General features: G+C 60.5%; 15 protein-coding genes. 8 read left to right on the forward strand and 7 right to left on the reverse strand.

The genetic code is table 11. The features are described 5' to 3' along the window. Nucleotides 1–38: 38 nt before the first annotated feature. Nucleotides 39–1,331 (reverse strand): MFS transporter, encoded by a 1,293-nt coding sequence (locus tag CAF73_RS25195; protein WP_085704560.1) that lies wholly within the window; start codon nt 1,329–1,331, stop codon nt 39–41. 53 nt (nt 1,332–1,384) lie between these two features. Here CAF73_RS25195 and CAF73_RS25200 point away from each other — a divergent pair, with 53 nt between their 5' ends. Then, the gene (locus CAF73_RS25200) at nt 1,385–2,434 is read left to right on the forward strand and encodes an FAD:protein FMN transferase (RefSeq protein ID WP_176247770.1); all 1,050 of its coding nucleotides are present in this window, start codon (nt 1,385–1,387) and stop codon (nt 2,432–2,434) included. Nucleotides 2,435–2,631: 197 nt separating this feature from the next. Further along, nucleotides 2,632–4,026 (forward strand): Si-specific NAD(P)(+) transhydrogenase, encoded by a 1,395-nt coding sequence (gene sthA, locus CAF73_RS25205; protein ID WP_007953019.1) that lies wholly within the window; start codon nt 2,632–2,634, stop codon nt 4,024–4,026. A 42-nt stretch (nt 4,027–4,068) separates the two neighbouring features. On the opposite strand, the gene CAF73_RS25210 is transcribed toward sthA, so the two are convergent. After that, a complete protein-coding gene (locus CAF73_RS25210; protein WP_085704562.1) occupies nt 4,069–4,791 on the reverse strand; it encodes a glycerophosphodiester phosphodiesterase in 723 nt (240 codons plus the stop codon). 13 nt (nt 4,792–4,804) lie between these two features. Next, nucleotides 4,805–5,386 (reverse strand): PilZ domain-containing protein, encoded by a 582-nt coding sequence (locus tag CAF73_RS25215; protein ID WP_085704564.1) that lies wholly within the window; start codon nt 5,384–5,386, stop codon nt 4,805–4,807. A gap of 94 nt (nt 5,387–5,480) precedes the next feature. Between CAF73_RS25215 and CAF73_RS25220 the strand changes: the two genes are divergently transcribed. The 3 genes from CAF73_RS25220 to CAF73_RS25230 all read left to right on the forward strand — a co-directional run bounded on the left by CAF73_RS25220 (nt 5,481) and on the right by CAF73_RS25230 (nt 8,730). After that, complete coding sequence (locus tag CAF73_RS25220; protein WP_085704566.1) at nt 5,481–6,731, forward strand: lipoprotein-releasing ABC transporter permease subunit; 1,251 nt, start codon at nt 5,481–5,483, stop codon at nt 6,729–6,731. A 7-nt stretch (nt 6,732–6,738) separates the two neighbouring features. Then, nucleotides 6,739–7,422 (forward strand): lipoprotein-releasing ABC transporter ATP-binding protein LolD, encoded by a 684-nt coding sequence (lolD, locus tag CAF73_RS25225; protein WP_170929775.1) that lies wholly within the window; start codon nt 6,739–6,741, stop codon nt 7,420–7,422. Nucleotides 7,423–7,485: 63 nt separating this feature from the next. Then, on the forward strand, nt 7,486–8,730 hold the full coding sequence (locus CAF73_RS25230; protein WP_085704568.1) for a lipoprotein-releasing ABC transporter permease subunit: 1,245 nt from the start codon (nt 7,486–7,488) through the stop codon (nt 8,728–8,730). A gap of 123 nt (nt 8,731–8,853) precedes the next feature. On the opposite strand, the gene CAF73_RS25235 is transcribed toward CAF73_RS25230, so the two are convergent. Together CAF73_RS25235 and CAF73_RS25240 are read right to left on the reverse strand one after the other, a co-directional pair. Then, the gene (locus CAF73_RS25235) at nt 8,854–10,191 is read right to left on the reverse strand and encodes a heavy metal sensor histidine kinase (RefSeq protein ID WP_085704570.1); all 1,338 of its coding nucleotides are present in this window, start codon (nt 10,189–10,191) and stop codon (nt 8,854–8,856) included. Beyond that, a complete protein-coding gene (locus CAF73_RS25240; protein WP_011335179.1) occupies nt 10,191–10,871 on the reverse strand; it encodes a heavy metal response regulator transcription factor in 681 nt (226 codons plus the stop codon). The genes CAF73_RS25235 and CAF73_RS25240 overlap by 1 nt, the downstream gene beginning before the upstream one ends. Before the next feature lie 154 nt (nt 10,872–11,025). Here CAF73_RS25240 and CAF73_RS25245 point away from each other — a divergent pair, with 154 nt between their 5' ends. Together CAF73_RS25245 and queF are read left to right on the forward strand one after the other, a co-directional pair. After that, nucleotides 11,026–11,559 (forward strand): plastocyanin/azurin family copper-binding protein, encoded by a 534-nt coding sequence (locus CAF73_RS25245; protein ID WP_085704572.1) that lies wholly within the window; start codon nt 11,026–11,028, stop codon nt 11,557–11,559. Nucleotides 11,560–11,620: 61 nt separating this feature from the next. Next, nucleotides 11,621–12,451 carry an NADPH-dependent 7-cyano-7-deazaguanine reductase QueF gene (queF, locus tag CAF73_RS25250; protein WP_085704574.1) on the forward strand — a complete coding sequence of 277 codons (831 nt, stop codon included), beginning with the start codon at nt 11,621–11,623 and terminating at the stop codon, nt 12,449–12,451. A gap of 63 nt (nt 12,452–12,514) precedes the next feature. Here queF and CAF73_RS25255 read toward each other — a convergent pair whose 3' ends face one another. After that, the gene (locus tag CAF73_RS25255) at nt 12,515–12,778 is read right to left on the reverse strand and encodes a DUF4404 family protein (protein WP_085700493.1); all 264 of its coding nucleotides are present in this window, start codon (nt 12,776–12,778) and stop codon (nt 12,515–12,517) included. 108 nt (nt 12,779–12,886) lie between these two features. Continuing rightward, complete coding sequence (locus CAF73_RS25260; protein ID WP_085704576.1) at nt 12,887–13,507, reverse strand: phosphatase; 621 nt, start codon at nt 13,505–13,507, stop codon at nt 12,887–12,889. Between the two features lie 185 nt (nt 13,508–13,692). Here CAF73_RS25260 and CAF73_RS25265 point away from each other — a divergent pair, with 185 nt between their 5' ends. Beyond that, entirely contained in the window at nt 13,693–14,382 is a 690-nt protein-coding gene (locus CAF73_RS25265) for a VacJ family lipoprotein (RefSeq protein WP_085700491.1), read from the forward strand. The last annotated feature ends 172 nt before the right edge of the window (nt 14,383–14,554 follow it).

Here is a 14,554-nt window from a genome sequence, read left to right on the forward strand (position 1 = left end):
ACTCTGGTCGGGGCGTTTTTGTTTGTGCGCGATTTGCCTTAGCGGGGGATAGCGGCTTGTGCCGTGCGCAATTCGTGCTTGTTGCCACGGAACAGCACCAGTGTGGCGATCAGGCCCAGTACCGCTGCACCACTGAGCCAGATCCCCGGTGCCGCCTTGTTGTCCAGCACATGGATCAGATAAGTGCAGGCCGCCGGCGTAAAACCACCAAAGGTTGCGGTGGCCAGGCTGTAGGCCAGCGAGAAACCGGTCGTGCGAACTTCTACCGGCATGATCTCGGTGAGCGCCACCACCATTGCCCCGTTGTATGAGCCGTACAGAAACGACAGCCACAATTCGACAACCAGGAGATGGCTGAAGCTCGGGTTCGCTACCAGCCACGACAACGCCGGATAAGCGGTCAGGATCGCCAGAATCGTCGCCGCCAACAGTAGGGGTTTGCGCCCCACCTTGTCAGACACTGCGCCCATCACCGGCAGCCAGAAGAAGTTCGACAGACCGATGCACACGGTCACCAGCAACGCATCGAAGTCAGACAGGTGCAATTCCGCCTTGCCGAACGTCGGCGTGTACGCCGTGATCAGGTAGAACGACACCGTCGTCATGACCACCAGCGCCATGCCGGCGATGACGATGCCAAAGTTCTGACCGATCGAACGGACGATTTCCTGCAGGGTAGGGCGATGTTTGCGCGCCTGGAACTCCGGGGTTTCCTCCAGCGAGCGACGGATGACGAAAATCACCGGGACGATCATGCAGCCGATCAGGAACGGCACGCGCCAGCCCCATTCGCCCATCTGTTCCGGGCTCAGCCAGTGGTTGAGGCCTACACCGAGCAGGCCGGCGAACACCACGGCGGCTTGCTGACTGGCGGACTGCCAGCTGACAAAAAAGCCCTTGCGGCCCGGCGTGGCGATTTCCGCCAGGTACACCGACACGCCACCTAATTCGACGCCAGCCGAGAAGCCTTGCAGCAAGCGGCCGAACAGCACGATCAGCGGCGCGGCCACCCCAAGGGTGGCGTAGCCCGGCACGCAGGCAATCAGTACGGTGCCGGCCGCCATCAGGGCCAACGTGATGATCAAGCCCTGGCGCCGGCCATGCCGGTCGATGTAGGCGCCGAGAAAAATCGCCCCCAGCGGGCGCATCAGAAAGCCCGCGCCGAACGTGGCCAGAGAAAGCATCAAGGAGGCGAAAGCGCTGTCCGTGGGGAAGAAGGTCTTGGCAATGGCCGTGGCATAGAAGCCGTAGACCATGAAGTCGAACATCTCGAGAAAGTTGCCGCTGACAACGCGAAAAATCGCCTTGCCTTTGCCGGTCGTGGAAGACATGGGTAGGTACTCGCTCTAAATCTTGTAAGAAAGCGTTGCGCTCGTAGCCCATAATGGCCGGCGCGGTTTTGCGGGGAGATGAAGAATTGTTAACTGGACGGTGGGGGATTCTCGTGCTGCTGGCCGGGGTTTTATCCGGCTGCGGCAACGGCGATTCCCTCGAGACTTTTGGTGGCCCGACGATGGGCAGCACTTACTCGATCAAGTACGTGCGCCACGCCAATCTGCCTGCCCCGCAGGAAGTGCGTGTCGAAGTGGAAAAAATCCTCGCGGATGTCGACCGGCAGATGTCGACTTATCGCGCGGACTCCGACATCTCGCGCTTCAATGAGTTGCCGGCTGATCGCTGTCAGCTCATGCCCGCGCCGATCCTGGAAATGGTCCGCATGGGCGAACAGCTGTCGCAGCAAAGCGAAGGCTCCTACGACCTCACGGTTGAGCCGCTGATGAATCTATGGGGTTTCGGCCCGCAGGGGCGCGAAGAAAAAGTCCCGGACGCGGCGGCACTGGCCGAGGTTCGCCAGCGGGTCGGTCATCAACATCTACGTATCGACGGCGATCGGTTGTGCAAGGACGCGGCGGTCGAGGTGGATTTCAACAGCATCGCCGCCGGTTACGCGGTCGATGCCATTGCTGCGCGACTCGAAGCCCTGGGCATCCATGACTATCTCGCGCAAGCCACCGGCGAGCTCAAGGCGTCCGGCAAGAAACCCGACGGTTCGCCATGGCGTATCGCCCTGGAAGAACCGCGAGATGATCAGCAGGTGGCAGAGCGCGTCATCAACATCGATGGCTATGGCTTCTCCACCTCCGGCGACTATCGCAACTATTTTCAGCAGGATGGCCGGCGCTATTCCCACACCTTCGATGCCCGGACCGGTGCGCCGGTCCTGCACGATCTGGCGTCGGTCACGGTCATTCATCCTTCAACGCTGATGGCCGATGGACTATCAACGCTGTTGCTGATTCTCGGGCCTGAAAGGGCCTGGGACTATGCCGAAAAACACGACATTGGTGCATTCTTTGTGATTCGTGCCGATACAGGTTTCGTCACACGCACCAGTCACGCTTTCGAACGGCTCAGTGACGCAAAAGTTGACTGAGAACAGTACGAAAGCTGGCGTTGTAGTGCAGGCAAAAGTAGCCTACGACGCGACCAAGGGTTAATGTGCGCGGCGTTGACGCTTCTATAGACTGTGTCCGGGTTTTCTACTGGCCCCCAATTGTTCCTTCGCGCCGTCGTTCGGCGTGATTTAGCCGCCGGTGCTGCTGGCACCGCGGCCTGTTCTGAGGAGTACGCATGGCTGTCTACAACTACGACGTGGTGGTGCTGGGTTCCGGCCCGGCGGGAGAAGGCGCGGCAATGAACGCCGCCAAAGCAGGGCGCAAGGTGGCGATGGTCGACAGCCGTCGCCAGGTCGGCGGCAACTGCACCCACCTGGGCACCATCCCGTCCAAGGCACTGCGTCACTCGGTGCGGCAGATCATGCAGTTCAACACCAACCCGATGTTCCGTGCGATCGGCGAGCCGCGCTGGTTCTCCTTCCCGGATGTGTTGAAAAGCGCCGAGAAAGTTATCTCCAAGCAAGTCGCTTCGCGTACCGGCTACTACGCCCGTAACCGCGTCGACGTGTTCTTCGGTACCGGCAGCTTCGCCGACGAGCAAACCATCGAAGTGGTCTGCGCCAACGGCGTGGTCGAGAAACTGGTGGCCAAGCACATCATCATCGCCACCGGTTCGCGTCCTTATCGCCCGGCGGACATCGATTTCCACCACCCGCGTATCTACGATAGCGACACCATCCTCAGCCTCGGCCACACCCCGCGCAAACTGATCGTTTACGGCGCCGGCGTGATCGGTTGCGAATACGCTTCGATCTTCAGCGGTCTGGGCGTGCTGGTCGAGCTGGTGGACAACCGCGGTCAGTTGCTGAGCTTCCTCGACTCGGAAATCTCCCAGGCGTTGAGCTACCACTTCAGCAACAACAACATCACCGTGCGTCACAACGAAGAGTATGACCGCGTCGAAGGCGTGGACAACGGCGTGATCCTGCACCTGAAGTCCGGCAAGAAGATCAAGGCCGACGCCTTGCTCTGGTGTAACGGCCGTACCGGTAATACCGACCAGTTGGGTCTGGAAAACATCGGGGTCAAGGTCAACAGCCGTGGCCAGATCGAAGTCGACGAGAACTACCGCACCTGTGTGCAGAACATCTATGGCGCCGGTGACGTGATCGGCTGGCCGAGCCTGGCCAGTGCCGCCCACGACCAGGGCCGTTCGGCCGCTGGCAGCATCGTTGACAATGGCAGCTGGCGTTTCGTGAATGACGTGCCGACCGGCATCTACACCATTCCGGAGATCAGCTCGATCGGCAAGAACGAGCAGGAACTGACCCAGGCCAAAGTGCCGTACGAAGTGGGCAAGGCGTTCTTCAAGAGCATGGCGCGTGCACAGATCGCCGGCGAGCCGCAGGGCATGCTGAAGATCCTGTTCCACCGTGAAACCCTGGAAGTGCTGGGCGTTCACTGCTTCGGTTATCAGGCGTCGGAGATCGTGCACATCGGTCAGGCGATCATGAACCAGCCGGGCGAGCTGAATACCCTGAAGTACTTCGTCAACACGACGTTCAACTACCCGACCATGGCCGAAGCCTATCGGGTAGCGGCGTACGACGGCCTCAACCGGCTTTTTTGACGGGCTCCGGCCGGTGGCCTGAGCCGGCCGGGGAGACCGATTTCAGCAATTCCCGAGGGTGGCAGTGGCCAAACCGGGAAAGTCTGTAATCAGGCTGTCAACGCCGAAGTCGGCGAGTCTGCGCATCAGCGCAGGCTCGTTGACGGTCCACACCGACACATGCAGCCCTTGACGTTGCGCCTTTTGCAGGCGTTCCGGCGTACACAGCGTCCAGTTCAAGGCCAGAATCTCGCAGCCGTAGTTTGCGGCGACCTTCAACGGGTCGAGCCAGGCATATTCCGCCACCAGGCCCCGTGACACGTCCGGTACCAGATCCAGCGCCGCCTTCAACACTTCCCGAGAGCTCGAGGTGATCGTCACCTTGTCGAGCAGTCCGTGCCTGACCGCCATTTCACGAATGGCCAGAACGGTGGTGGCTGCGCGGGTGCGTGAAGCGCTTTTGACTTCGAGCTGCCAGTGATCGAAATCACATTTCTCGAACAATTCTTCCAGGGTCGGAATCGGGCACGGCTTGATCCAGCCGGGGCCGCCCTTGCGGGCGTCGTAGGTCACCAGGTCGGCGGCAGTGTGCTCGACCACCTTGCCGCGCCGGTCGGTGGTGCGCTTTAGGGTCGGGTCGTGGATGACCATCAGCTCGCCGTCCTTGGACAGGTGCAGATCCAGTTCGCAACGGCGTACGCCGTGCTTTAGACATTCCTGAAAACTGGTCAGGGTGTTTTCCGGTGCTTCGCCCTTGGCGCCGCGGTGGCCGTAGATGAGGGTCACGGTTCTTCCTTAATTAAATGCCTGATTCATTTTGTTCGCGGGCCAGACGTCGTTCCTGGGCCTGCTTCTGCAAGATATAGCGGGCAAGCAACTGGCGCTGGGCGTCGGTCAGGTGCTCGAACTCGGTACCGACGTCGTAGCCGTCGCCCTTGCGGTCGCAATGGGTGACGCGGGCGCGCAGCAACAGGCCAAGCGCCTGGGGCATCAGCACCAGTTTCACCGACAGGTGGGCGCCGGTGGCGATCGGGGTCGGGTGCTGAAAGTCGACCCCGCCCTCGGAGATGATCACCGGTTGCGGCTCGCCGATATGGCCGAGCACAGTCAGGGCGACCACCTGGCTGAGCAGGTCGATGCGTTTGTTCTGGGATTTCAGGAACGCCGAGATGGCACGGTCGCGTTCACTGATCTGGCGCAGCAGGTGCTGCGACTCGAATTCGCTCAGGTGCAGTTCGCTGAGCAGGTTGAACAATGGGGAAGCATCCTGCAACACTTCCTGGCCTGCAGCTTCGGGAGCGGACAGGGGCCGAATTTCCAGTGCGATCATGTCCTCGATACGGTAGTATTCGCGGCGATCTTCTTCATCTAATGTCGACATGGCGAACCCATGGTAGCGGCGGTGGTCTGAGTGTAAAGCTGGTTATCGACCCCCGCCACAAGGACGTTCCTTTTCCCTCCGAACAAGCCCCGACATGTTCAGACCTCTCTTCGTATTTATCGGCACGCGTTATACCCGTGCAAAGCGTCGCAATCATTTTGTGTCATTCATTTCCCTGACTTCGATGATCGGGCTCGCCCTTGGCGTGGTCGTGATGATCGTGGTGCTTTCGGTGATGAACGGCTTCGATCATGAGATGCGCACCCGCGTGCTGGGCATGGTGCCCCACGCGACCATCGAGTCCGGTGAAGCCATCAACGACTGGCCGAGCCTGACCGCCAAGGTCAAGCAGAACCCGCAGGTGGCGGCCGTTGCGCCGTTCACCCAGATGCAGGGATTGCTGACCAATAACGGCCAGGTGTCCAAGGTGTTGCTCAATGCCATCGACCCGGCGCTGGAGCGCAACGTCTCGATCATCGACAACTTCATGAAACAGGGCAAACTTGACGACCTGACGCCGGGCAGCTTCGGCATCGTGATCGGCGACAAGGCCGCGACCAAGCTCGGCGTGGGCCTCGGTGACAAGGTCACCTTCGTCGCGCCGGAGGTCAGCGTGACCCCGGCCGGCATGTTCCCGCGCATGAAGCGTTTCACCGTAGTCGGCATCTTCCATGTCGGCGCCGGTGAGCTGGACGGTTACCTGGGCGTCACCAACCTGCAGGATCTGGCGAAAATGCACCGCTGGAAGCCCGATCAGGTGCAAGGTCTGCGCCTCAAGTTCGACGATCTGTTCCAGGCGCCGCGTGAGGCGTGGAACATTGCCCAGCGCCTCGGCGAAGACCGTTACTACGCCCGCGACTGGACCCGTACCCACGGCAACCTGTATCAGGCGATCCGCATGGAAAAAGCCATGATCGGTCTGCTGTTGCTGCTGATCGTCGCCGTGGCGGCATTCAACATCATTTCCACGCTGGTGATGGTGGTGAACGACAAGAAGGGCGACATCGCCATTCTGCGCACACTGGGCGCCACGCCGGGCACGATCATGCGCACATTCATGGTGCAGGGCACGGTGATCGGTGTGGTCGGCACGGCCATCGGCGCTGTGGTCGGGATCTTCGCCGCGCTCAACGTCAGCGCCGCGATTTCGGCCCTCGAAGGCGTGATCGGACACAAATTCCTCAACGCCGATGTGTATTTCATCGATTACCTGCCGTCGCAGGTGCAGAGCCAGGACGTGGTCATGGTCTGCGCCGCTGCGTTGGTCCTGAGTTTCCTCGCCACCCTGTATCCAGCCTGGCGTGCCGCGCGCACCCAGCCGGCGGAGGCGCTACGTTATGAGTGAGTCGGGCATGAGTGAAAAAGCAATCTTGAGCTGCCGCAACCTGGGCAAATCCTACGAGGAAGGCCCGGAGTCGGTGGAAGTGCTGGCCAACCTGCAACTGGAACTGCATCCGGGTGAGCGGGTGGCGATCGTCGGCAAATCCGGTTCGGGCAAAAGTACCTTGCTCAACCTGCTGGGCGGTCTCGACACGCCGACCAAGGGCAGTGTCTGGCTCGACGGTGAAGAACTGTCGGCGCTGAGCGAGAAGAAACGTGGTCTGCTGCGTAACCGCGCCCTCGGGTTCGTGTACCAGTTCCACCACCTGCTGCCGGAATTTACCGCGCTGGAAAACGTCTGCATGCCGCTGCTGATCGGCAAGACCGCGATCCCGGAAGCCCGTCAGCGTGCCACGGCGTTGCTGGAGCGGGTCGGTCTGGGCCATCGCCTGGAACACAAACCGGCGGAACTGTCCGGTGGCGAACGTCAGCGTGTGGCCATTGCCCGGGCGCTGGTGAACAATCCTGGGCTGGTGATGCTCGACGAGCCGACCGGCAACCTCGACTCCCATACCGCCGAAGGCATTCAGGATCTGATGCTGGAACTCAGCACTTCGATGCGCACGGCGTTTCTGGTGGTGACTCACGACATGAACCTGGCTCGCCAGATGGACCGCGTCCTGCACCTCAATGAAGGCTGCCTGACGCCAATCTAACGCGTTGAAACCCGATGCCTGAAAAGGCGTCGGGTCTTTTATTTTTATACGGTGCCCCAGCGAATGTTCAGACCGTTATCGATCTTTATCGGCACGCGCTATACCCGCGCCAAGCGCCGCAATCGCTTTGTTTCGTTCATTTCGATGACCTCGATGATCGGCCTCGCCCTCGGCGTACTGGCGATGATCGTGGTGTTGTCGGTGATGAACGGCTTCCAGCGCGAAATGAGTTCGCGCATCCTCGGCATGGTGCCTCACGCGACCATTGTCGGCGTCAAGCCGATCGATGACTGGCAGCCAGTCGCCGCCGCTGCGATGAAAAACCCGGAAGTGACGGCTGCGGTGCCGTTCACCGAGATGGAGGGCATGCTGTCCTACAAGGGCATGATGCAGCCAATCCAGATCAGTGGCGTCGACCCGTCCCAGGAAGGCAAGGTGTCGATCGTTGCCCAGCACATCGTTCAGGGCCGTCTCGATGCCTTGAAACCGGGTGAGTTCGGCGTAGTGCTCGGCGAAATCACCGCCCGGCGTTTTCGCCTCAATGTCGGCGACAAGATCACCCTGATTGTCCCGGAAGTCAGCACCGCACCGGGCGGCATCACCCCGCGCATGCAGCGGCTGAACGTGGTCGGCGTGTTCAAGGTCGGTGCCGAACTCGACGGTTCCATGGGCCTGATCCACGTCTCCGACGCCGCGACCATGCAGCACTGGGAGCCGAATCAGGTGCAGAGCGTGCGTCTGGCGGTGAAGGATCTGTATGCCGCGCCGAAAGTTTCGTCGGACATTGCCAGCGGCCTCGGCGCCGACTTCAAGGCCGATGACTGGACCCACACCCAGGGCAGCCTGTTCAGCGCGATGAAGATGGAAAAAACCATGATTGGCCTGTTGCTGCTGATGATTGTCGCGGTGGCAGCCTTCAACATCATCGCGACCCTGATCATGGTGGTTAACGACAAGGGTGCCGACATCGCGATCCTGCGCACTATCGGCGCCACACCGCGCCAGATCATGGCGATCTTCATGGTGCAGGGCACGGTGATCGGCATCGTCGGCACCATTATCGGTGGCGTTCTGGGCGTGATTGCCGCGCTGAATGTCAGTGAGATGGTGGGCTGGGTCGAGCGAGTGACCGGGCAGCACATCTTCAGTTCGGACGTCTACTTCGTCAGCAACCTGCCATCGGAGTTGCAGGGCGGCGATGTCCTGCTGATCTGCTCGGCAGGCTTCATCCTCAGCTTCCTGGCCACCGTTTATCCAGCGTGGCGGGCGGCGAAGATCGAACCGGCGCACGCCTTGAGATATTCGTAAGCTTCAAGACCGCCTTCGCGAGCAAGCTCGCTCCCACAGTGTTATGGAGTGCTCACAAAATTGTGGTGCGACTCGGTACTTGTGGGAGCGAGCTTGCTCGCGAAGGGGCCAGCACTGCTGGCCTCAATCCTTGGGCAACTCAATCACAAACCGCGTCCAGCCCTGATCCGATTCGCAATGAATCTGCCCGCCATGGGCCCGGATGATCGACTGAGTAATCGCCAACCCCAATCCCGCATGCTCGCTGCTGCCTTCCTGGCGCGCCGGATCCGCCCGGTAGAAGCGATCGAACAAGCGCGGCAACAACTCTGCAGAAATCCCTTCGCCACTGTTCTCCACCGTCACCCTCAAGGATTTCGCCTGCTCGGCCACCTTCACACGCACTTCGCCGGCGGCCGGGGTGAAGCGCAACGCGTTATCCAGCAGGTTCGACAGCGCCCGGCGCAACATCGCGCGATCACCCGCAAACCGCCCCGCACCATCACGGCTCAGGCTGACCTGAGCGTCTTCGGCCAGCGGCGCAAAAAACTCCAGCAATGCATCGGCTTCTTCCGCCAGATCCAGCGGTTCACGTTTGGGCACCAGCAAACCGTGGTCAGCCTTGGCCAGATAAAGCATGTCGTTCACCAACTGCGCCATCCATTGCAGCTCTTCAAGGTTGCTGTGCAGTGCTTCGCGATAGTCTTCGAGGGGGCGAGGGCGGGTGAGAGTGACCTGGGTGTGGGTCAGCAGGTTGGACAGCGGTGTGCGCAGCTCATGGGCGATGTCGGCGGAGAACGCTGACAGCCGCTGAAAGGAGTCATCGAGACGTCCGAGCATGGCGTTGAAGCTGTGGGCCAATTCCGCAAGTTCTGCGGGCATCCGCGCTTCCGGCAGTCGGGCATTCAACGATTGCGCCGAAATCCCACGGGCCACCGCACTCATGCGGCGTAACGGGCGAAGACCGCTGCGGGCGGCCCAGGCGCCGAGCAGCGCGGTGGCCAGCGCCGAAAGGCCGACGGTCAGCCAGATCAGATGCTGCATGCGTTGCAGGAAGTGCTGGTGGTGGGTGATGTCCAGCAACAAGGTCAATTGCGGGGAATCAGGTTTTCCCGGTTCAAGCGCAGCGTTGAGCAGGCGATAGTCGGTGCCGTTGTCGTTGATGGTGGCCAGGCCGGGCTGTTGCGGCAGATTCGCCGGGGCATGCAACGAGCGGCCGAACCAGCGCTGCCCCTCAGGGCCACTGATGCGCAGCGTGACATCGCCTTGTTGGCTCAACTCATCAGTGATGTGCGCGGCGTCGCTACCACTCAACAGCGTCTGACGCACGCTGAGCAGTTTTCCTTCGAGCAGTTGCTGGTCGAGTTCGATGAAGTGACCTTCGCTGGCCCGATTGAAAACGACCCCGGCGACCAGCGAAACCACTGCGGTGCAGCCAGCGAACAACAGCGCCAGCCGGCCGCTCAAGGACAGTCGGCGCATCAGTCGGCACGCTCTTCCAGGACGTAACCCATACCGCGCACGGTGTGAATCAGCTTGTTTGGGAAGTCGTCATCGATTTTCAGGCGCAGTCGGCGAATCGCCACTTCGATCACATTGGTGTCGCTGTCGAAATTCATGTCCCAGACCTGTGAGGCGATCAGCGATTTGGGCAGCACTTCGCCCTGGCGGCGCAGGAGCATTTCCAGCAGGGCGAACTCCTTGGCGGTGAGGTCGATGCGTTGACCGCTGCGTTCGACCCGGCGGCGGATCAGGTCCAGGCTCAGATCGGCCAGGCGCAGGCTGGTTTCCTGAGGTGTGGAACTGCCGCGACGCAACAGACTGCGCACCCGCGCCAGCAGTTCAGAGAAGGCGAACGGTTTGACCAGATAATCGTCGGCGCCCAGTTCCAGGCCGTGAACCCGGTCTTCCACGGTGTCCTTGGCGGTCAGAAACAGGATCGGCGTTTCCAGACCGGCGCTGCGTACCGCTTGCAGGATCTGCCAGCCATTGCGCCCCGGCAGCATCACGTCGAGGATCAGCAACGCATAGTCGCCGCTCAACGCCAATTGCTGGCCGGTGGTGCCATCGGCCACCAGTTCTGTGTTGAAACCGGCTTCGGTCAGGCCCTGGCGCAGGTACTGGCCGGTTTTCGGTTGGTCTTCGACGATCAGCAGTTTCATGGGCGACTCGGGTTGCGGGAACGAGGACGTTATACCGTGGGCTCACGCTGTGAGCGCCAACCTGACAAAGTTGTAATCTGCCTGTCAGGTCGCTGCCAGCGCAGGCGGGCTAGAGTTTCCCACAGGCTGAACCTTGATTTGTTGGAGTACGACTATGTTTTTGCGCAACCGTCTGGCCCTTGCCGCGTGTCTGCTCGCGCTGAGTTCGCCGCTGTGGGCATCACCGGCGCACACTTATGACTTCGGCCAGCCGGCCCCGGCGGCCAAGGCCACCCGCAGCATTGAAGTGGTGATGGGCGACATGAGCTTCGATCCGAAGGCGATCGAGATCAAGGCCGGTGAGACCGTTCGTTTTGTGCTGGTGAATAAAGGCCAGTTGCTGCACGAATTCAACCTTGGCGACGCGGCGATGCATGCAAAACACCAGCAGGAAATGTTGCAGATGCAGCAAAGCGGCATGCTCACGCCGACCAGCATGAAGGAAATGTCCCACGATATGGCGGGCATGGATCACGGCTCGATGGGGCATGGAATGAAGCACGACGACCCCAACAGCGTGCTGGTGGAGCCGGGCAAGACCGCCGAGTTGACCTGGACCTTCAGCAAAGCGGTGAACCTGGAATTTGCGTGCAACATTCCCGGGCATTACCAGGCCGGAATGGTCGGCAAACTGACTGTCAGTCAGTAAGCACTCAAAGGCGGGAGCAAAGGCTGATAGAATCCGCTGATTCTTCAGTCAGGTTTCCGCCATGCATCCCGCAGCCGAACATTCGCCGCTGGGCAAGTCCAGCGAATACATCGCCACGTACACACCGTCCCTGCTGTTTCCGATTCCGCGCACCGCGAAATGGGCCGAGCTGGGCCTGACCGCCGAAACCCTGCCGTATAAAGGCGTGGATTTCTGGAACTGCTTCGAGCTGTCGTGGCTGCTGCCGTCGGGCAAACCGGTGGTGGCAATCGGTGAATTCAGCATTCCGGCGGATTCGCCGAACATCATCGAATCCAAGTCGTTCAAGCTGTACCTGAACTCGCTGAACCAGACGCCGTTTGCCGATATCGAAAGCCTGGAAGCAACGCTGGTCAAGGATCTGTCCGCCGCTGCCGGCAAACCGGTGGGCGTGCGGGTTCGCAGCCTGAAAGATGTCGAAGCCGAAGGTGTTGTCGCGCTGCCGGGCGTGTGCATCGACGATCTTGATATCAGCGTCAGCAACTACGAACATCCGCGTCCTGAACTGCTGCGCTGTGACGATTCGCGTGTGGTCGAGGAGAGCGTGCACAGTCATCTGCTCAAATCCAACTGCCCGGTGACCAGCCAGCCGGACTGGGGCAGCGTGGTGGTGGAATACAGAGGCGCGGCGCTGGATCACGCCAGCCTGCTGGAATACATCGTCAGCTTCCGTCAGCACTCGGACTTCCACGAGCAATGCGTGGAGCGGATCTTCCTCGACCTGCAACGCCTGTTGAAACCGGAAAAACTCACCGTGTTCGCGCGTTACGTGCGTCGGGGCGGGCTGGACATCAACCCGTACCGCAGCACCGAAAGCGTGCAACTGCCGAACCACCGTCTGGTTCGTCAATAACCCGCCTCGCGGACATGAAAAAGCCCTGCCAGTGATGGCAGGGCTTTTTTGCATTCGCGGGTTTCAGATGCCCATGCTGACCAGGGAATTCATGATGTTGCGCAATGTGCCGGCGATGGCAGGGTGTTCGAGTTCGAAGCGATCAACTGCCAGATTGACACCATCGGCGATGCTGGAATCTTGAGTCGCGGTCTCCAGTTTTATTTCGGATTCGATCTGTGCCATCAGCGCATGTAGATCAGCGCGCTCGGCTTCGGTCAGCGGAGGATTTTGATCCAGTTGCTCGCGCAGGGCATTGAGCTGTTTTTGCAGTTCTTGAGCGGGCATGGTTGTTTCCTTTTATCGAGAGGCACTGGCATAGACCGCAGCCGTGCGCCAAAGGTCTATGGCTCTCCTTAAGACTAATCCACTCTTGGCCAACCTGCATGATCCCGGTCAGGGCTTTTCGCCTTTGAGGCGACGCAGGCTGATGTCCGCCAGACAGGTGTCGAGTTCGCCCAGATGATCGATCACCGAGTGCACGCCGAGGCCGAACAACTGCACCGTCGCCTTGCCACGCAATTGTTCGCGTTCCTTCTGGCTCAGGGCCTGCCATTCGCTCGGCGCCAGGCCGCACAGTGAACCGCAGGACGCCAGGCCAATGGTCCACAGCCCGGCATTGAGGCCCGATTGCAGCAGGCGCGGTTCACCGCTGACCAGCACGCAACCGTCGAGACGATCGACATTCAAGCCCATCAACGCCTGCCAGCAGGCATTGGGCGCCGGCCATGGTTTGATTGTTGCCGAATGTTGCGACGGTTTGATCCAGTCCGGCAGCGCCGATGACAGCACTTGAGTGCAGGCCGTGGACAGCTCATCGAGCCAGGCGCAGGGAATTTGCTGGTGCTGAAGGCTGCGCAGGCTGTCGAGGGCGCCGGGTGTGGCATCGGCGTGTTCCGGGCCGATACTGGTGTGATGACGGGCGCGGGCACCGAAGTCCACCAGACAGCCGCTGAGTCCGAACAGCACCGCGGTCAGTGTCGTTGCGGTGACGGGCAAGGCTTCGGCTTGAGGCATGGAAAACGTCCCTGAAATAGCGATCAGGCTAGGCAATATCGGTGACAGTTGCATGACAGGCCAATGACGAAGTGTCCTACGGAGGGATTTACCGGGGAACTGCCTAAAGTAGCGTTTCCGTCTTATACTGACGCACTTATCGCCGCGGCCCAGGTGCTGCGTCCGTACTATCCAAGGAGTTTTCTATGCGCTTGAGTCATCCTCTTGCTCAGCTTTGTGTATGTGCCAGCGTGATGCTGGTGCCGTTCGCCGCTCAGGCTGCAACGGAAGAAGACCCTTGGGAAAGCGTCAACCGTCCGATCTTCCAGTTCAACGATTTCGTCGACACCTATGCGCTGAAGCCTTTGGCGCAGGGCTACGAATTTGTTACTCCGCAATTCCTGGAAGACGGCATCCACAACATGTTCCGCAACGTCGGTGATGTCACCAACCTGGCGAACAATATTCTTCAGGCCAAACCGGCTGCCGCTGGCGTCGACACCGCTCGCCTGATCTTCAACACCACCTTCGGCCTGCTTGGTTTCTTCGATGTCGGCACCAAAATGGGCCTCACCCGCAGCGACGAAGACTTCGGCCAGACCCTCGGCTACTGGGGCGTCGGCAGCGGTCCTTATGTAATGCTGCCGCTGTTGGGCCCGAGCACCCTGCGCGATGCACCGTCCAAATACGTCGACAGCTTCACCGGCCCGTACCGCTACATCAACGATGTGCCGGTGCGTAACTCGATTTTCGGCCTGAACATCGTCGACACCCGCGCCAGCCTGCTGTCGAGCGAGAAGCTGATCAGCGGCGACAAGTACACCTTCATCCGCAACGCCTACCTGCAGAACCGCGAGTTCAAGGTCAAGGACGGGCAGGTCGAAGACGATTTCTGATCTCGATTGATCGGCAGAAAAGGGCGACCGCGAGGTCGCCTTTTTTGTGGGCGCGTCCAATGATTGGGTTACGGTTGATGCTGTTCTTATAACTGCGAGTGATTTGACAAACAAAGTCTCCAAGCGACCATCGGCGCATGCTTGAAACGGTCGAAGGATGGGAGTACCGTCT

Origin of the sequence: Pseudomonas sp. B15(2017), assembly GCF_002113215.1 — a bacterium.
Taxonomy (GTDB): Bacteria; Pseudomonadota; Gammaproteobacteria; order Pseudomonadales; family Pseudomonadaceae; genus Aquipseudomonas.